This window comes from Micromonospora sp. NPDC018662, from assembly GCF_044391475.1.
In the GTDB taxonomy this organism is placed as follows: Bacteria; Actinomycetota; Actinomycetes; order Mycobacteriales; family Micromonosporaceae; genus Micromonospora.
Window position 1 is genome coordinate 701,880 of record NZ_JBISAC010000002.1, and the last position, 16,667, is coordinate 718,546.

General features: G+C 74.0%; 15 protein-coding genes and 1 riboswitch. Of the genes, 6 read left to right on the top strand and 9 right to left on the bottom strand.

Features of this window, described 5'->3' with window-relative positions; translation table 11 throughout:
• Nucleotides 1–17 precede the first annotated feature (17 nt).
• Nucleotides 18–1,820, bottom strand: coding sequence for a glycerol-3-phosphate dehydrogenase/oxidase (locus tag ACH495_RS08740; RefSeq protein WP_396857340.1), 1,803 nt, complete (start codon nt 1,818–1,820; stop codon nt 18–20).
• Nucleotides 1,821–1,894: 74 nt separating this feature from the next.
• Here ACH495_RS08740 and ACH495_RS08745 point away from each other — a divergent pair, with 74 nt between their 5' ends.
• Together ACH495_RS08745 and ACH495_RS08750 are read left to right on the top strand one after the other, a co-directional pair.
• Nucleotides 1,895–4,426: a S8 family serine peptidase gene (locus ACH495_RS08745; protein WP_396857096.1), complete on the top strand. Its 2,532-nt coding sequence runs from the start codon at nt 1,895–1,897 to the stop codon at nt 4,424–4,426.
• Between the two features lie 97 nt (nt 4,427–4,523).
• Nucleotides 4,524–4,742, top strand: a complete 219-nt coding sequence (locus tag ACH495_RS08750; RefSeq protein WP_396857097.1) for a hypothetical protein — start codon at nt 4,524–4,526, stop codon at nt 4,740–4,742.
• Nucleotides 4,743–4,811: 69 nt separating this feature from the next.
• Here the strand turns inward: ACH495_RS08750 and groL are convergent, their stop codons facing one another.
• The 3 genes from groL to ACH495_RS08765 all read right to left on the bottom strand — a co-directional run bounded on the left by groL (nt 4,812) and on the right by ACH495_RS08765 (nt 8,457).
• Nucleotides 4,812–6,434: a chaperonin GroEL gene (groL, locus tag ACH495_RS08755; RefSeq protein ID WP_396857098.1), complete on the bottom strand. Its 1,623-nt coding sequence runs from the start codon at nt 6,432–6,434 to the stop codon at nt 4,812–4,814.
• Between the two features lie 275 nt (nt 6,435–6,709).
• Nucleotides 6,710–8,140: a hypothetical protein gene (locus ACH495_RS08760; protein WP_396857099.1), complete on the bottom strand. Its 1,431-nt coding sequence runs from the start codon at nt 8,138–8,140 to the stop codon at nt 6,710–6,712.
• A gap of 113 nt (nt 8,141–8,253) precedes the next feature.
• Nucleotides 8,254–8,457 carry a cold-shock protein gene (locus tag ACH495_RS08765; RefSeq protein WP_067305333.1) on the bottom strand — a complete coding sequence of 68 codons (204 nt, stop codon included), beginning with the start codon at nt 8,455–8,457 and terminating at the stop codon, nt 8,254–8,256.
• A 217-nt stretch (nt 8,458–8,674) separates the two neighbouring features.
• On the opposite strand from ACH495_RS08765, the gene ACH495_RS08770 reads away from it, so the two are divergent.
• Nucleotides 8,675–9,190, top strand: a complete 516-nt coding sequence (locus ACH495_RS08770; protein WP_396857100.1) for a GNAT family N-acetyltransferase — start codon at nt 8,675–8,677, stop codon at nt 9,188–9,190.
• A gap of 60 nt (nt 9,191–9,250) precedes the next feature.
• Here the strand turns inward: ACH495_RS08770 and paaN are convergent, their stop codons facing one another.
• The 3 genes from paaN to thrC form a co-directional block, all read right to left on the bottom strand.
• Nucleotides 9,251–10,924 carry a phenylacetic acid degradation protein PaaN gene (gene paaN, locus ACH495_RS08775; RefSeq protein ID WP_396857101.1) on the bottom strand — a complete coding sequence of 558 codons (1,674 nt, stop codon included), beginning with the start codon at nt 10,922–10,924 and terminating at the stop codon, nt 9,251–9,253.
• 52 nt (nt 10,925–10,976) lie between these two features.
• Complete coding sequence (locus tag ACH495_RS08780; protein WP_396857102.1) at nt 10,977–11,996, bottom strand: GNAT family N-acetyltransferase; 1,020 nt, start codon at nt 11,994–11,996, stop codon at nt 10,977–10,979.
• Nucleotides 11,997–12,344: 348 nt separating this feature from the next.
• Nucleotides 12,345–13,634 (bottom strand): threonine synthase, encoded by a 1,290-nt coding sequence (gene thrC / locus ACH495_RS08785; RefSeq protein WP_396857103.1) that lies wholly within the window; start codon nt 13,632–13,634, stop codon nt 12,345–12,347.
• Nucleotides 13,635–13,647: 13 nt separating this feature from the next.
• Nucleotides 13,648–13,781: riboswitch (SAM riboswitch) on the bottom strand.
• 224 nt (nt 13,782–14,005) lie between these two features.
• Here thrC and ACH495_RS08790 point away from each other — a divergent pair.
• Nucleotides 14,006–14,662 (top strand): DUF4232 domain-containing protein, encoded by a 657-nt coding sequence (locus ACH495_RS08790; protein WP_396857104.1) that lies wholly within the window; start codon nt 14,006–14,008, stop codon nt 14,660–14,662.
• Between the two features lie 143 nt (nt 14,663–14,805).
• Here the strand turns inward: ACH495_RS08790 and ACH495_RS08795 are convergent, their stop codons facing one another.
• The gene (locus tag ACH495_RS08795; protein WP_396857105.1) at nt 14,806–15,033 is read right to left on the bottom strand and encodes a winged helix-turn-helix domain-containing protein; all 228 of its coding nucleotides are present in this window, start codon (nt 15,031–15,033) and stop codon (nt 14,806–14,808) included.
• A gap of 223 nt (nt 15,034–15,256) precedes the next feature.
• On the opposite strand from ACH495_RS08795, the gene ACH495_RS08800 reads away from it, so the two are divergent.
• Together ACH495_RS08800 and ACH495_RS08805 are read left to right on the top strand one after the other, a co-directional pair.
• Complete coding sequence (locus ACH495_RS08800; RefSeq protein WP_396857106.1) at nt 15,257–15,787, top strand: hypothetical protein; 531 nt, start codon at nt 15,257–15,259, stop codon at nt 15,785–15,787.
• A complete protein-coding gene (locus ACH495_RS08805; RefSeq protein WP_396857107.1) occupies nt 15,784–16,023 on the top strand; it encodes a hypothetical protein in 240 nt (79 codons plus the stop codon). The genes ACH495_RS08800 and ACH495_RS08805 overlap by 4 nt, the downstream gene beginning before the upstream one ends.
• A 64-nt stretch (nt 16,024–16,087) precedes the next feature.
• On the opposite strand, the gene ACH495_RS08810 is transcribed toward ACH495_RS08805, so the two are convergent.
• The gene (locus ACH495_RS08810; protein WP_396857108.1) at nt 16,088–16,537 is read right to left on the bottom strand and encodes a DoxX family protein; all 450 of its coding nucleotides are present in this window, start codon (nt 16,535–16,537) and stop codon (nt 16,088–16,090) included.
• Nucleotides 16,538–16,667: the final 130 nt, after the last annotated feature.

Consider the following 16,667-nt stretch of genomic DNA (forward strand, 5'->3'; position numbering starts at 1 on the left):
TAGGGGTTCGGGTCGCCTCAGCGCGGCGACGTCGGCAGCCCGGCGCCCCGGTCGGCCACGAAGCCCCGCACGTCGGGCGCACCGAGCCGGGCCGCGTCGGCGGCGATGTCGTCCGGCATGAGCTGCGACGCCCGCTCGGCCTCCACCCGTGCCCGGTAGTGGGCGACCTCCCGGGCGCGGGTCGCCGCGTCCCAGCCGAGCACCGCGCCCATCAGCTCCGCGGTGTGCTCCGCCGACTCCAGGCCGCGGTGGCTGGTCTCGATGGAGATCCGGGTACGCCGGGTGAGCACGTCCTCCACGTGCAACGCGCCCTCGGCGCGGGCCGCGTAGGTGACCTCGGCGGCGAGGTATTCCGGCGCGCCGGCCAGCGGCGAGGCGAGCAGCGGGTCGGCGTCGACCAGGGCGAGCAGGTCCAGGGTGAGGGTGCCGTAGCGCTCCAACAGGTGCTCCACCACGCCGACCGGCACCCGGTGCCGGCGGGCCAGGTCGGCCCGGTCCCGCCACATGGCGGCGTACCCGTCGGCGCCGAGCAGCGGCAGGTCGGCGGTGCGCGACGGGCGGGTCCGGCCGAGCCGGCGCGCCGCGTGGTCGACCACGTCGGAGGCCATCACCCGGTACGTCGTGTACTTCCCGCCGGCCACCAGCAGCAGGCCGAGCATCGGCTCGACCACGGCGTGCTCCCGGGACAGCTTGGAGGTGGAATCCGCCTCGCCGGAGAGCAGCGGGCGCAGCCCCGCGTAGACGCCCTCGATGTCGGCGGTGGTCAGCGGCCGGTCCAGCACGGTGTTGACCTGCTCCAGCAGGTAGTCGATGTCGCGCGCGGTGGCGGCCGGGTGGGACCGGTCGAGCTGCCAGTCGGTGTCGGTGGTGCCGATGATCCAGTGGCCGCCCCACGGGATGACGAAGAGCACGCTGGTGGCGGTGCGCAGGATCAGCCCGGTCTCGCCGACGATCGCCGAGCGCGGCACCACCAGGTGCACGCCCTTCGACGCCCGGACGCGCAGGCCGGGCCGCAGCCCGACGTCGTTGAGCATCCGCGACATGTCGTCGCTCCACACCCCGGTCGCGGCGATCACGGTGCGGGCCCGGACCTCGAACTCGGCGTCCGGCGAACCGGCCGGCGCCTCCAGGTCACGCACCCGGACGCCGGTCACCTCGCGGGCCTGGCGGATCAGGCCGACCGCCCGGGCGCTGGTGACGACCGTCGCGCCGAGGCTGGCCGCGGTGCGGGCCAGCGTGACCACCAGGCGGGCGTCGTCGACCTGACCGTCGTAGTAGCGGATCGCCCCGGCCAGCGTGTCGGGCCGCAGGCTGGGGAAGATCCGGCGGGCGCCCTCCCGGGTGAGGTGCCGGTGCAGCGGCATGCCGCGCCCGCCGCCGAACACGCCGGCGAACACGTCGTACGCGGCCACGCCGAGCCCGTAGTAGGAGCGGCGGAGGACCCGCCGGGGCAGGTCGCGTACGCCGCCGGAGGTGGGCAGCGGCACCAGGATCGGCACCGGGCGGACCAGGTGCGGGGCGAGCCGGGTGGCGAGCAGCCCGCGCTCGGTGAGCGCCTCGTGGACCAGGTGGAACTCCAACTGTTCCAGGTAGCGCAGGCCACCGTGGATCAGCTTGCTGGACCGGCTGGACGTGCCGGCGGCGTAGTCGCGCGCCTCCACCAGGGCGACCTTCAGCCCTCGGGACGCGGCGTCCAGCGCGGCGCCCGCCCCGGTCACCCCACCGCCGATGACCAGCACGTCGAACCGCTCGGCGCGGAGCCGGCGCAGGTCGTCGGCGCGGCGCTCGGCGGAGAGCTGGCCGGCCACGGATCGGGACACGTTGGGGTCGCGCACCCGTCCACGGTAGCCGTCCGCACGCCACGGCGACACGTCCCGGCCGTACCGTGATGACCATGCTGACCGGCCCGCCCGCTGTGCCCGTACCCCCGCCGTCACCGCGCGAGACCGGGCCGTGGCCGGTCGTCGCGGCGGTCGCGGCCGGTCTCTGGGCGGTGCTGGTGACCGTGCCCGGCCAGGTCACCGGCTGGCTGGTCGACCAGGTGGTGCTGGTCACCGGGCTGGACCGGGCGGTGGCGGTCTGGCCGGTGGTCGCGGCGGGCACCGTGCTGCTGATCGGCGCGCCGGTGCTGGCGCTGGCGCTGCTGCCCCGCTCGCCGGCGCTGCGCGCGGCCGGGCGGGCGTGGGCCGGCGGCGCGCTGGCGCTGGGCGTGGGGACGCTGCTGCGGGCGCTCCCGCCGGTGCATCACGAGGCGTACCTGGCGGCGCTGGCGGCGACCGGCGCGCTGCTGGCGCTCGCCGCCGCCCGGCTCGCCCGCCGCCGCCCGCCCACCCCGGCGGACGGCCCGGCGACGACGGCCTGGCGAAGCGGCCCGACCTCGGCGGACGGCGACACCCTGACGGACGGCCCGGGGGCGACGGCCGAGGGAACCGGCCCGACGGCGGTGGGCGGCCGGAGCGGGCCGGCCGGTCGCGGGGGCGCGCGGCCCGACGCGGTGACGCTGCTGGCGGTGGCCGCCGGGCTGGCGGTCCTGCTGCCCTGGGTGTGGGTGGGCGCGCTTGGCGGGGCGTTGGAGACGCTGCTCGCCGGCCTGGCCGCCGCCGCCTTCGGCATGCTGGCCGGCGTGCTGCTCGGCCCCGGCTTCTGGGCCGCGTTCGCGGCCGGGCCGGCGCCCCGACCGGTCCGGCTGGTGCTGCTCGGCGGCCTGGTCGCGGGCGTCACGCTGACCATGCTGGCCGCCGGCGCCGGGCAGTCCGGCGCGCAGTTGCCGGGCCTGCTGCTGCTGCCGCCGCTCGGCTTCGTGCTGGCCGCGCTGGAGGCCGCGGCCCGGCGCGCCGGGCGTCCGGCCGGGGCGACGCCGGTGCGCTGGCTGGTCGGCCTGGCGCTGGCCGGGCCGCTGGCTCTCACCGACCCGGAGGAGATCACCCTGCTGCTGGCCAGCAGCCGCGACGTGCCGTTCTGGGTCGCGGTGGGCACCGGCGCGGCGTTCGCCGTCGCGGTCCTGCTCGCCGTCGGGTACGCCGTGCTGCTCGCCCGCCGCCGCGCCGGCACGCCCCGTCGGGGCGTGGCCGGGCTGGCCGCCGGGGCCCTGCTGGCCGCCGTGGCGGTCGTGTACGTCGTCCCCGGCCAGCCGGGCCTGTACGGCGAACGGCTGCTGGTGGTGCTGCGCGAGCAGGCGGACCTGAGCGGCCTGCCGGCCGGCGCGCCGGGCCGGGCGGGGCGGGACGTCCGGGCCGCCGAGGTCTACCGGCGGCTGGTGGCGACCGCCGACCGCACCCAGGGCGACCTGCGCCGCACGCTGACCCGGCTGCGCCTGAACCCGACGCCGTACTACCTGGTCAACGCCATCGAGACGGACGGCGGGCCGGGCATCCGGGCGTGGCTCTCCGGCCGGCCCGAGGTGGCCCGGGTGCTGGTCGACCAGCGTCCGCGCCCGCTGCCCGCGGCGGCGCCGCCGGCCCGTGGCGACACCCCGGCGCCGACCGGCCCCACCTGGAACGTGTCGCTGATCGGGGCGGACCGGGTCTGGTCGGAGCTGGGCGTCACCGGCGCCGGTGTGGTGGTGGGCAGCTCCGACTCCGGGGTGGACGGCCGGCATCCGGCGCTGGCGGCCGGCTTCCGGGGCGGCGACGACTCCTGGTACGACCCGTGGGAGCACCGCCGCGCGCCGGCCGACCGAGGGGGCCACGGCACCCACACGCTGGGCAGCGCGGTGGGCCGCGACGGGATCGGGGTGGCGCCCGGGGCGAGCTGGGTGGGCTGCGTCAACCTGGACCGCAACCTCGGCAGCCCGGCCCGCTATCTGGACTGCCTCCAGTTCATGCTGGCGCCGTTCCCGCCGGGCGGGAACCCGCTGACCGACGGCCGGCCGCGACGCGCGCCGGACGTGCTGACCAATTCGTGGGGCTGCCCGCCGCTGGAGGGGTGCGACGCGGGGGCGTTGCGCCCGGCGACCGCCGCGCTGGCCGCCGCCGGCATCCTGGTGGTGGCCGCCGCCGGCAACGAGGGTCCGTACTGCGGTTCCATCGCCGACCCGCCGGCGCCGTACCCGGACGTGCTGACGGTCGGCGCGGTCGACCGGGCCCGCCGGCTCACCGAGTTCTCCAGCCGGGGCCCGACCGCTGAGGTTCCCAAGCCCGACCTGGTGGCGCCCGGCGCGGCGGTGCCGTCGGCGTTCCCGGGCGGCGGGTACGCCACCCTGGACGGCACCTCGATGGCGACCCCGCAGGTGGCCGGCGTGGTGGCGCTGATGTGGTCGGCGAATCCGGCGCTGATCGGGGACCTGGCGCGGACCCGGCGGATCCTCACCGAGACCGCCACCCCGGCCACGGTCCCGGCCGGTACGACCTGCGGTGGCACCCGGGACCTGGTCGGCGCCGGCCTAGTCGACGCGTACGCGGCGGTGCGGGCGGCGCGGACGGGGTGACAAATCGCCGGCAAGGCCATCAATGGGGGCATAACGCCGTTCGTCCTCCAGGCTGATCGACCGGCCCCTACCGTTCGAGGGGCAGAGGAGGCGCGGTATGGCCACGGATGACGAACGGACCGACGACCCGGCGACCGGCCGGCGCTCGACCGGCGAGCTGCCCACCGACCGGCTCGACGTGGGCGACGCCGAGCAGGCCGCGGCGGACCAGCCGGCCGTGGAGGAGCCCCGGCAACCGGTGGACGAGCCGAGGCGGCTGCTGCCGCCGTACGGACCGGCGCACAAGCGACGCAACCAACGGCCGCTGCCCACCTGACGCGGACGCGGAAGGGGGCGGACCGCTGAACGCGGCCCGCCCCCTGTCGGCGTACTGGTGGAGCTGGACTCAGAAGTCCATGTCCCCGCCACCCGGGCCAGCCGGGGCGGCCGGGGTCTTCTCCGGCTTGTCCGCCACGACGGCCTCGGTGGTGAGGAACAGCGCGGCGATCGAGGCGGCGTTCTGCAGCGCGGAACGGGTCACCTTGGCCGGGTCGATGATGCCGGCGGCCAGCAGGTCGACGTACTCGCCGGACGCGGCGTTGAGGCCGTGACCCGGGTCGAGGTTGCGGACCCGCTCGACGACGACGCCACCCTCGAGGCCGGCGTTGACGGCGATCTGCCGCAGCGGGGCGTCCAGCGCGATCTTGACGATCTGCGCGCCGGTCGCCTCGTCGCCGGCCAGGTCCAGCTTGTCGAAGGCGGTCTTGCCGGCCTGCACCAGCGCGACGCCACCACCCGGGACGATGCCCTCCTCGACGGCGGCCTTCGCGTTGCGGACGGCGTCCTCGATGCGGTGCTTGCGCTCCTTCAGCTCGACCTCGGTGGCCGCGCCGACCTTGATCACCGCAACACCGCCGGCCAGCTTGGCCAGGCGCTCCTGCAGCTTCTCGCGGTCGTAGTCGGAGTCGCTCTTGTCGATCTCGGCCCGGATCTGGTTCACCCGGCCCTGGATCTGCTCGGCGTCGCCGGCACCGTCGACGATGGTGGTCTCGTCCTTGGTCACCACGACCTTGCGGGCGCGGCCCAGCATGTCGAGGTTGACGGCGTCCAGCTTGAGGCCGACCTCCTCGCTGATGACCTGGCCACCGGTGAGGATGGCGATGTCGGCCAGCATGGCCTTGCGCCGGTCACCGAAGCCCGGCGCCTTGACGGCGACCGACTTGAAGGTGCCACGGACCTTGTTGACCACCAGCGTGGCGAGGGCCTCGCCCTCCAGGTCCTCGGCGATGATCAGCAGCGGCTTGCCCGACTGCATGACCTTCTCCAGGATCGGGAGCAGGTCCTTCACCGACGAGATCTTGCTGTTGACGATCAGGAGGTACGGGTCGTCGAAGACGGCCTCCATACGCTCCGGGTCGGTCATGAAGTAGGCGGAGATGTAGCCCTTGTCGAAGCGCATGCCCTCGGTGAGCTCGAGCTCCAGGCCGAAGGTGTTGCTCTCCTCGACGGTGATGACGCCTTCCTTGCCCACCTTGTCCATCGCCTCGGCGATGATCTCACCGACGGTGCTGTCACCGGCGGAGATGGAGGCGGTGGAGGCGATCTGCTCCTTGGTCTCCACGTCCTTGGCGAGCTTGAGCAGCTCCTCCGAGACGCTGGACACGGCGGCCTCGATGCCCCGCTTCAGGGCCATCGGGTTGGCGCCGGCGGCCACGTTGCGCAGGCCCTCGCGAACCAGGGCCTGGGCCAGGACGGTCGCCGTCGTCGTGCCGTCACCGGCGACGTCGTCGGTCTTCTTCGCGACCTCCTTGACCAGCTCGGCGCCGATCTTCTCGTAGGGGTCCTCGAGCTCGATCTCCTTGGCGATGCTCACACCATCGTTGGTGATGGTGGGGGCACCCCACTTCTTCTCGAGCACGACGTTGCGGCCCTTGGGGCCGAGCGTCACCTTCACGGCGTCGGCGAGCTGGTTCATGCCCCGCTCGAGGCCGCGGCGCGCCTCTTCGTCGAACGCGATCATCTTGGCCATACGGCGTTGTCCTCCTGGACACTCACGGGCCACCCGGGATGACCGGATGGGCCGTCTGGTGTACGCACCTTGGGGACGTCGCCACCTGGCGACGACGACGTCCTCCTCGGTCGGGCCGGACAGCCCGCGACGACCGGCCCCGTTCCGCTCCGGCACCCCGTGAGGCACCGGCGCGGCCGTGGCCCTACCGCCCCGACCATTGGCACTCACCGTACGCGAGTGCCAATGACTTGTTTAGCACTCTCCCTAGCCGAGTGCAAGCACGAGCGCGCCGCTCAGCCGAGTTCCGCCGCCAGTCGGGCCGCGTTCACCGGGCCTTCGTGGGCCCGCTGTTCGGCGTACGCGACGACCAGCCCGACGAGCTGCGCCAGGTAGGCCGGCGCAGCCAGCGCGGCACCCACCACGGCCAGCGCCATCGCCCCGACCGCGGTGCCCGGCGCGGACGTCGGATCGGTGCCGAACGCCGCGCCGCTCACCGCGCCCACCACCACGTCCAGCACGCTCGCCGCGAGCAGCGCGCACATGACCAGCGCCACCCGGCCCAGCACCATGCCGAACCGCTTGTGGAACATCCGCCAGGCCCGCCCGATCGGCTCCTGCCGCTCGAACAGGTAGACCGGGCCGAACAACGCGACCGCGAACGCGGCGTAGATGCCGGGCAGCAGGCAGAGACACGCGCCCACCGTGATCAGCAGCGAGACGACGATCGTCCAGCCCCACAGCCCGAGCGCGCGGCGCACGCCGTAGCGGAGCGCGCCGCCGAGGCCGGCCGGCTCACCGGCCGCCTGCCGGGCGACCACCCAGGTGCCCGCACCCCAGCCGACCGCCTGGAGCGGACCGAACACCACCGCGGCGAGCAGGATCGCGCCGTAGAACACGACCACGTGCTCCAGGTAGCCGTCCGGCAGCACCGGCGCGCCGTCCGGGCCGGTCGCCAGTTCGCCGGTGGGGGCCAGGAAGAGCGAGAGGACGGAGATCACCGCCGCCGGGACGCCCTGGGTGAGCAGCATGATCGGCAGGAGTTGCCGCCAGCCCCGCCGGACCGCGCCGGCGCACCGCGCGAACCAGCCCCCGACGCCCGCGTGCGGCGGGGTGACCAGCGGATCCTGCGGATCGAGACCGGGGTACCAGCCACCGGCCATCGGGTGACCGGGGTACGTCACGCCGGGCATCGGGTGACCGGGGTACGCGGTCCCGGTCGCCGGCCAGCCCCAACCGCCGGGCGGAGCGGCGTCCGGCGCGGGCCACCCGGACGGGGCGGCGTCCGGCGCGGGCCAGCCGGGCGGGGCGGCGTCCGGCGCGGGCCAGCCGGGCGCGGCGGCGTCCGGCGCGGGCCAACCGGGCGGGGTGCCCTGCGGCGCGGGCCAACCGGGCGGAGTGCCCTGTGCTGCGGCTGGCCAACCGGGCGGGGTGGCCTGCGGCGCGGGCCAACCGGGCGGCGGCGGGGTGGCCGGGCCGGACGGGTACGGGTGGGCGGGCGGCGGGCCGTACCCGGACGGGTTCGGCGCGTCCGGTTCGGAGTCCGGCCGCCCGGCGGAGGTCGGGTCGGCCCACGGGTCGACGGCCGGTTGACCGGCGGTGGGCGTCGGCGAGCCGGGCGACCCCGGCTGCTCCGGCACCGGCGGCCCGACGGCCGGCGGCGTGGGCCGGTCCGGGTCGGCCGGGGGCACCGGCTCGGTGGAACCCGACGGGGGCAGGTCGGACATGGGCCCTCCTCAGCGGCGACGGCTGGAACGGCTCATGATCTTCCACGGTGCGGGGTGGCAACGCAGCCCCGGTCGGGCGGCTCGGCTCGGCCGCGGGCGACGGCCGGGAGCGATCAGGCGATGACGCGGACGCGCTCGGCCTGCGGGCCCTTCTGGCCCTGGGCGATCTCGAACTCGACCCGCTGGCCGTCGTCCAGCGCCTTGTAGCCGTCCATCTCGATCGCGGAGAAGTGGACGAAGACGTCCTGGCCGCCGTCGACGGCGATGAAGCCGTAGCCCTTTTCGGAGTTGAACCACTTCACGGTGCCCTGTGCCACGGTGCACTTCCTCACTCTGCGCGGCGTCCCAACACCCGGAGACCGGCGGACCGGCACCGGCGGCGCACCGGTTCGGCGATCGGCGACGCTGAATAGGTGACCGAAATCGCACGCTACACGAGGCGTGACGACGGCGCACGACCACAAATCGGGCATTTTTCGGGCTGGTACGGCACCCGGACGCGCCGCCTCCGACCCGGTCCGGTATGTATGCGGCATGACCAGCGCGCCCGTCCCGCCCACGGTCCGGCGGATCCGCCCGGAGGACGCCGCCCGGATGCGGGCGCTCCGGCTGGAGATGCTGGCCGACACCCCGCTGGCCTTCCTGGAGACCGTGGCCGAGGCCGCCGCCCGCCCGCACGCGGACTTCGCGGCCCGGGTGGCGACGGTCTCACGGGGCGACCACATCGCCCAGTTCGTCGCCGAGGCGGACGGTCGCCTGGTCGGTCACGCCGGCGGCATCGCCGCCCCGGACGAGCCGGGCCTGACGCTGGTCTACGCGGTCTACGTGACGCCCGCTCGACGGGGCACCGGGCTGCTGGCCTCGCTGGTGGACGCGGTGGCGGCCTGGTCGCGGGCCTGCCGGCGGCCCGAGCTGATGATGGAGGTGGTGGTCGGCAACGAGCGCGCCTGCCGGGCCTACCGGAAGCTGGGCTTCACCGACACCGGGGTACGCGTCCCGCACCCCCGGCTCCCCGCCCTGCGCGAACTCCAGATGCGCCGCCCGGCCTGACGTCTGGTGTTAAGCGGGGGCCCCTCCTCTACCGAATGCGTTAAGAAGGGGCCCCGCCTTTCACGCGTGGCGGCGTGACTGCACGACGCGGAAGCGGTTGGCGACGTAGGCGCCGTCGGTCAGCGCGGAGTTCGCCGCGGGGTTCGCGCCCGAGCCGTGGAAGTCGGAGAACGCCGCCGACTGGTTGACGAACACGCCGCCGGTCAGGTTGCAGGACAGGTGCACCCCGGCGTCGATCGCCGCCGCCTCGGCCGCGTCCAGCACGGCCTCGTCGGTGGAGTAGACGGCCGCGGTCAGCGCGCCCTTCTCCCCCACCGTCTCGCGCAGGATGCGCAGGCTGTGCTCGGTCGAGTCGGTAGCGATGGCGAACGAGATCGGCCCGAACCACTCCCGCGCGTAGGTCGCGGTGTCGCCGGCGTCCAGCTTGACCACGGTCGGCGTACGCACCACGGCGCCCGGGAAGGACGGATGCTCGACGGTCCGCGACTCCAGCACCGGCTCGCCGACCTTGGTGACCTCGTCGAGCCGCTCCAGCACCCCGTCGTTGACGATCGCGCCGGTCAGCTCCACGCCCCGCGCCGGGTCGGCGGTGAGCTTGGCGACCGCGCCGGCGATCCCGGCGGCCACCTCGTCGAAGCTCTTGTGCCCCTGGTCGGTCTCGATGCCGTCGCGGGGGATCAGCAGGTTCTGCGAGGTGGTGCACATCTGACCGCTGTAGAGCGTGAGCGTGAAGCCCAGGTTGCGGCAGAGCCCGACGAAGTCGTCCGTGGAGTCGATCACCACCGTGTTCAGGCCGGCCTTCTCGGTGTAGACGGCGGCCTGCCGGGCGTTCGCCTCCAGCCAGTCGCCGTACTCGGTGGAGCCGGTGAAGTCGACGATCTTCACGGCCGGGTGCAGGGCCAGCGTCGAGGCGAGCTTCTCGCCGGCCGCCTCGGGGGCGAGCTGCACCAGGTTCGGGTCGAAGCCGGCCTCGGCGAGCACCTGCCGGGCGTACTTGACGGTGATCGCCAGCGGCAGCACGGCGCGCGGGTGCGGCTTCACGACCACCGGGTTGCCGGTGACCAGCGAGGCGAACAACCCGGGGTACGAGTTCCAGGTCGGGAACGTGTTGCAGCCGATGACCAGGGCCACCCCGCGCGGCACCACGTGGAACGTCTTGGTCATCCGCAGCGGGTCGCCCTTGCCGGCGGCCTTCTCCCAGCCGGCCGTCCCCGGGTGGCGGGTCATCTCGGCGTACGCGTAGGCGACCGCCTCCAGCGCGCGGTCCAGCGCGTGCGCGCCGCCGGCCTGGAACGCCATCACGAACGCCTGGCCGCTGGTGAACTGCACGGCGTTGGCCAGCTCGAACACGTTCTTGTGCAGCCGGTCGAGGATCTCCAGGCAGACGCCCGCGCGGGCCTTCGGGCCGGCGTCGCGCCAGGCCGGCAGCGCGGCGGTGGCGGCGGCCACCAGCTCGTCCGCGCCGGCGTGCGGGTAGCGCACGTCCAGCGCCACGCCGAACGGGCTGGCCTCGGTGGCCACGGTGGTGCCGTCACTCGCCTGGTCGAGCGGGAAGTCGCCGCCCAGGTACGCCTCGAAGGCGGCCTTACCGTCGGCGGCGGCGGTCTCGCCGTACACCCGGGGGCTGGGCGACTCGGGATAGGCGGACCAGTACCCGCGCTCCGTGATGGCGGTCAGCGCCCGGTCGAGGGTCTCGGCGTGCCTGGCGTACAGGGGGTGCGGGGTCTCCGTCATGCCCGCCATCATGCAACAGAAAGGCACCAGATCAGTAGGGGCGTGTCACAAGTCAGATCGTCAACTGCCAGTCGACCGAGCCGGCGACCGGGCGGAAGCCGAGCTGCTCGTTGATCGCGATCATGTGACTGTTGGCGGCGGCGTTCCAGGTGTCGACGGTACGCAGCGCCGGTTCGCGCTCCAGCGCGTACGCCAGGTTGGTGGTCTTGCAGAGCAGGCCGAGCCGGTGGCCGCGGTGGCCGGGGTCGACGATGGTGATCTGCTGCCAGGCGTGGTCGGTGCTGCTCGCCTCCAGGCTGAGCTGGCTCCAGCCGACCAGCCGGCCGGACGCCTCGTGCACCGCACCGGTGTTGTAGCGGCGCACGCCCCGGGCGTCGAGCGCCCGCTCCACGCCCCGCTTCCGCTGCGCGTCCATCTTCTGCTGCTCCCACGCCAGCTCGCCCATGGGCGCGTCGAGCAGCAGCCGGCCCTCCAGGTGGGCGATGTCCGCGACGTACTCGTCGGGGGTGTGGTCGCGCCAGCGCACGGTGCGGTAGCCGGTGGCCGCCGCGCGGGCGTCGGCCAGCAGCGCGGCCAGCCGGGCCCGGTCGAGCGCGGTGATGTCGAGCCGGCGGCGGACGTCGGTGTTCGCCGGTTTCGCGCCCATGGCGGCGGCGAACGCCGCGCCGGGGAACACCCGCTCCGCCTCGCCGGGCAGCGCGGCGGCGGTGGAGCCGACCAGCCGCTTGCCGCCGTGCTCCCGGAGCAGGCGTACGCCGTGCCCGTGCAGCGCGCGCCCGATCCCGCGACGCCGGCGGTCCGGGTCGACCACCAGCTCGACGCCGGCGTTCTCGACGTTGTCCAGCGTGTGCAGGTGGAGCCGGAGCCAGCCGACCGGCTCCCCGTCGAGGCGGGCGACGAGCCACCGCCCGGCGATGCCGGGCATCGGGTGCCGCAGCAGCGCCTCGAACCGCCGGCGGCAGGTCGGCGGCAGGTCCGGCTCGTCGACGGCGCGGGCCGCCTCCGCGATCCGGTACGCCGCGTCCAGCGTCGGCGTGTCGGCGACGTCCAGCGGGGTGACGGTCAGGCCCATGGCGGTGAGCCTGCCCCGGAAGAAGCGACAGGGCCAGCGGTTTTCCGCTGGCCCTGTCCTACGTTGGTCGGGAGGGACGTCCGCACAACGCCTCCGGCGTTGGGTCGCAAAACTTTGAAAAGTCTCCGGCGAAAGCCCTCCCGCACGGAGCATCTTGCGCCGTCCGGTTCCTGCCGTCAAGTCCTCCGGTGACAGTTTTCCGACACTCCCCGCACTCCCCCCGTCACCCCCCGCCCCTCCCGCGCGAGCCCCACCCCACTCAGGCGGCGCGCTGATTCACGGAAAGTGTGGCTATTTCGTCCCGGATAGCCACACTTTCCGGGAAAGAGCGGGCATGGGGGTGAGGGGTCAGGAGAGGAGGCCGGCGTCTCGGGCGGCGCGGAGGTTGGGCTTGATGCGGTGGGTGGGGCCGGACTCGGCGGCCACCGCGTCGAGCGTCTTCAGGCCCTCGCCGGTGTTGAAGATCACCGTCTCGGCGGCCGGGTCGAGCTTCCCCGACTCGACCAGCTTGCGCAGCACCGCCACCGTCACGCCGCCCGCGGTCTCGGCGAACACGCCGGTGGTCCGCGCCAGCAGCGTGATCCCGGCGCGGATCTCGTCGTCGTCGGCGTACTCCATCCAGCCGCCGGTGCGGCGGACCGCCTCCAGCGCGTAGACGCCGGCCGCCGGGTCGCCGATGTTCAACGACTTGGCGATGCCGGTCGGCTTGACCGGGACGATGGTGTCGCGGTCGTCGTGCAGCGCGGTGGCGATCGGGTTGCAGCCGGCGGACTGCGCGCCGAACACCTTCCAGCCACCGGCCGGCGCCTCGACCAGCCCGATCTCGACCAGCTCGGTGAACGCCTTGTCGATCTTCGTCAGCAGCTCGCCGCTGGCCATCGGGATCACCACCTGGGCGGGGATCCGCCAGCCGAGCTGCTCGGCCACCTCGTAGCCGAGCGTCTTGGAGCCCTCGGCGTAGAACGGCCGGACGTTCACGTTGACGAACGCGGTGTCCTCGAACTCGTCGGTCTCCACCAGCTCGCCGCAGAGCCGGTTCACGTCGTCGTACGAGCCGTCGATGGCGACCAGGTCACCGCCGTAGACCGCGGTGGTGACGACCTTCCCCTGCTCCAGGTCGCTGGGGATGAACACCACCGACGGTACGCCGGCGCGGGCCGCGTGCGCGGCGACCGAGTTGGCCAGGTTGCCGGTGGACGCGCAGGCGTAGCGGGTGAAGCCGAGGGCGCGGGCGGCGGTCAACGCCACCGACACCACCCGGTCCTTGAACGAGTGGGTGGGGTTGGCGCTGTCGTCCTTCACCCAGAGCGGCGCGGTGAGGCCCAGCTCGGCGGCGAGGTGACCGGCGGCGACCAGCGGGGTCAGCCCCGGGTCGAGGGTGACCCGGGTGGCCGGGTCCTGGCCGGCGGGGAGCAGGGCGGCGTACCGCCAGATGCTGTCCGGGCCGGCCTCGATCTGCTCGCGGGTGACGGTGGCCAGGGCGGCGGTGTCGTAGTCGACCTCCAGCGGGCCGAAACACTCGTAGCAGGCGTGCTGCGCGGCCAGCGGGTAGCGCGCGGAACAGGCGCGACAGACCAGGGCGCGGGCCGGGCTGCGGGTGGTGTCGATGCCGGAGACGGCGGGAAGCGTCGACGTCATGTCGAGGAAGTTCCTCTCATCTTTCCCCGCATCGCCGGGTGCGGCGGGGACGGAATTGGCACCTGCCCGCAGGGCGCTCGCCATCGAGCGTGCGGGTGGTTGCCGGGGCGTCGTCGGGCCGTATCCCTCAGCCCCTCTGGATGAGGTATGCAGTTGTGCCGTCGAGTCTATGCGCCGCCCACCGTGCCGCCACCCGGGGTTCCCACCCTCTGGGCCGCCCCCACCGACTCCCACCTCCCCACCCTCACCCCACCCCCGTGGTTGATCATGACGTTGGCAGCGACAAATCGGACCGCGCCTGCCGCCAACTTCATGATCGCCAAGGGGGTGGCGGGACTTCGGGAGGGTGGGGTGGGTGGGATGATCCTCGGATGCGGAGGATGTGCGCGGGGATCGGGGTCCTTGTCGGGGGGACGCTGCTGGTGGGCTGCGCTCCGACGCCCGCCCGGGTCGACCCGCTGCCCATTGCGCCGGAGCGGCCGGGCGTCGAGGCGGCGCCGTCCACCCCGCCGCCGTCCACCCCTCCGCCCTGCACGCCGGAGGGCATCCGGATTACCGAGCTCGGGGTGAGCGCCGCGATGGGGCTGCGGGCCATGGGCCTGGAGCTGGTCAACTGCGGCAACCAGCCGTACGAGCTGCGCGGCCATCCGGCGGTCAAGCTGCGGGACGCCGACGGGGACCCGATCACCGTCCGGATCATCCCCGGCGCGAAGGGGATCACCTCCGGCTTCGACGCCCCGCCCACCCGGCTCGTGCTGCGCCCCGGCGAACGGGCCGGCGCCGCACTGCTCTGGCGAAACACGGTCACCGACCCGACAGTGGTGGCCACCGCGGGCGCTCAGCTCGACGTCGCGCCGGTGGCCGGTCGGCCGACGCAACCGGTGGCGCTGGACGGGCCGATCGACCTCGGCAACACCGGCCGGCTCGGGGTCAGCGCCTGGAAGCGCCGCGACGCCGACCCGACCACAAAACCGGTCACGCCGAGCGCCCCACCCTCCGCGGCGGAGACCCCGGACAACCCACTCTGACCGCCACGCCTGCACCGCCGACAGCAATCGGAGAGATCTTGGAAGGAAAGTGCCCCTCCAAGGGCCATCTCCTTCCAAGATCTCGGGCCGTGGCGGTGAGGGACCTCGCGACAGCCGCAGTGGGGTGGATTGCCCCCGGGTAGTTATCCATTCACCTCGCGCACGAACACCCCGCGGCCGGGAGCGCCGACGACCACCCCACGGTCGCGCAACAGTGCCACCGCCCGCGCAGCCGTGGAGAACGACACCGAGTAGAGGTCGGCGAGCTGCGAGTAGGACGGAAGCTTGGCACCCGGCCCGTACTCGCCGCTCTTGATCCGACCGGTGATGTCGGCGGCGATGTCGCTGTAACTCAATGGAATCGCGGGCACGGCGGTCCTCCCGGGTTGGCGGTCCCATCTGATCACGGCACGCAACTCACCTCAAGCGCTTGGTTGACCTATGTCACTAGGAGCAATAGCATCGAAGCGAGTCGCCCGGGTTGGCACCAGGGCGTCCCCCCGGGACAAGAGAGCCCGGACCGCGCCGGAGCAGCGCACCTTCGACGGGACCAATGCGCTGCTCCGGCACCCCACCAGGCAAAGGAGGCGTGATGTGACGAGTTCGGAGGTGCCCGCCGCCAGCGCGATCTGGGCGGTCGAACAGGTGACCGGCGAGCTGCGGGAGACGTACCTCGACGTGGCCGCCGCCGCCGTGCTGCTGGAGCGCGTCGGCGCGGGCTGCGCGCATCCGGCGATCAAGCTGGCCCGGCGCAGCGGCGAGGACGCCCTCGACCTGGCCGGCGACGCGGAATTCCAGGTCAGTGACGGGGTACGCCGGCTGCGCGTGGCCGCCGGACACCGGGACACCGCCACCATCGGCGGGCTGGTCGAGGCGCTGGACGGGGTGCGGGACCGGTTGGGCGCGGCGGCCGATCGGATCGGGCGGCTCCCGGCCCGGATCACCGCTGCCGGGCGGCAGCTCTCCGTCGCCGGCCGGGACGACGACCCGGTCAGCGGCACGACGGTCCGGCAGTGGCAGGACGGCGCCGAACGACTCGCCCGGATGGCGGAGAGCCTGACGTCGGCCGCTGCGGCGCTGTCGTCGTACACCGAGGGGTTGACCGACGGGGGTCGACCACGGTGACCGACCCGCACTGGATCATCCACCTGCCCACCACCCTGACCAGCGTCGACGAGGCCGCCGCCCTGTCCATGGCGCTGCGCCGTTCGCTCGGGCACGTGCTCGCCATCGACTTCGGTGAGACCACGCTGTCCGAGGAGGACCGACAGTCGGTGCGGACCCGGGTCTGGTGCGACGCCCCGCTCGCCACCTCCCGACGCTGCTCCCGCGCGGCGGCCCACTCCGGCCGCTGCCGCTGACGGATCGTGGTACGGAACCGCCCTCGGAAGGGCGCTCCCGTACCACGATCTCGGGGACGGCGGGTCAGGCGGGGACGGAGGCGCGGCGGGTCGCCGGGGTGGCGTCGGCGGGGGCGCGACGACGGGAGATCAGCGCGTCGAGCGCCCAGGTGCCCGGGCCGAGCACCGCGACCAGCAGGAACGACCAGCAGAAGAGCGCGGCCAGCTCGCCGCCGTTCTTCATCGGCAGCAGGCCGTGCGGCTGGTGGACCACGAAGTACGCGTACGCCATCGAGCCGGAGGCGAGCAGCGCGGCGGGCCGGGTGACCAGGCCGACGAGCACCAGCACGCCGCAGACGAGCTGGATCAGCGCGGCCCACCAGCCCGGCCAGGTGCCGACCGGGACGGCGCCGCCGGTGGCCGGATTGCCGCCGAGTATGCCGAAGATCGACGCGGCGCCGTGGAGCAGGAAGAGAAAGCCGACGACGATGCGGAACAGGGAGAGCACGGGACCGTTCAACTGCGCCGGGACCATGGGAAACCTCCTGGGACGGGTAACGGACGACGTCCAGGATGGCGGCCATAAAGATTGAAAGTAATCAATTCCTTGCAGGCGGGACAATCCCATGGGAACGCTCCCATGATATGGAAGTCGGGTAGCCGAC

Coding starts and splice junctions, on each gene's coding strand:
- groL (WP_396857098.1), bottom strand. CDS start 6,434: ATGGCCAAGATGATCGCGTTCGACGAAGAGGCGCGCCGCGGCCTCGAG.
- ACH495_RS08760 (WP_396857099.1), bottom strand. CDS start 8,140: ATGTCCGACCTGCCCCCGTCGGGTTCCACCGAGCCGGTGCCCCCGGCC.
- ACH495_RS08810 (WP_396857108.1), bottom strand. CDS start 16,537: ATGGTCCCGGCGCAGTTGAACGGTCCCGTGCTCTCCCTGTTCCGCATC.
- ACH495_RS08770 (WP_396857100.1), top strand. CDS start 8,675: ATGACCAGCGCGCCCGTCCCGCCCACGGTCCGGCGGATCCGCCCGGAG.
- ACH495_RS08750 (WP_396857097.1), top strand. CDS start 4,524: ATGGCCACGGATGACGAACGGACCGACGACCCGGCGACCGGCCGGCGC.
- ACH495_RS08745 (WP_396857096.1), top strand. CDS start 1,895: ATGCTGACCGGCCCGCCCGCTGTGCCCGTACCCCCGCCGTCACCGCGC.
- thrC (WP_396857103.1), bottom strand. CDS start 13,634: ATGACGTCGACGCTTCCCGCCGTCTCCGGCATCGACACCACCCGCAGC.
- paaN (WP_396857101.1), bottom strand. CDS start 10,924: ATGACGGAGACCCCGCACCCCCTGTACGCCAGGCACGCCGAGACCCTC.
- ACH495_RS08780 (WP_396857102.1), bottom strand. CDS start 11,996: ATGGGCCTGACCGTCACCCCGCTGGACGTCGCCGACACGCCGACGCTG.
- ACH495_RS08790 (WP_396857104.1), top strand. CDS start 14,006: ATGCGGAGGATGTGCGCGGGGATCGGGGTCCTTGTCGGGGGGACGCTG.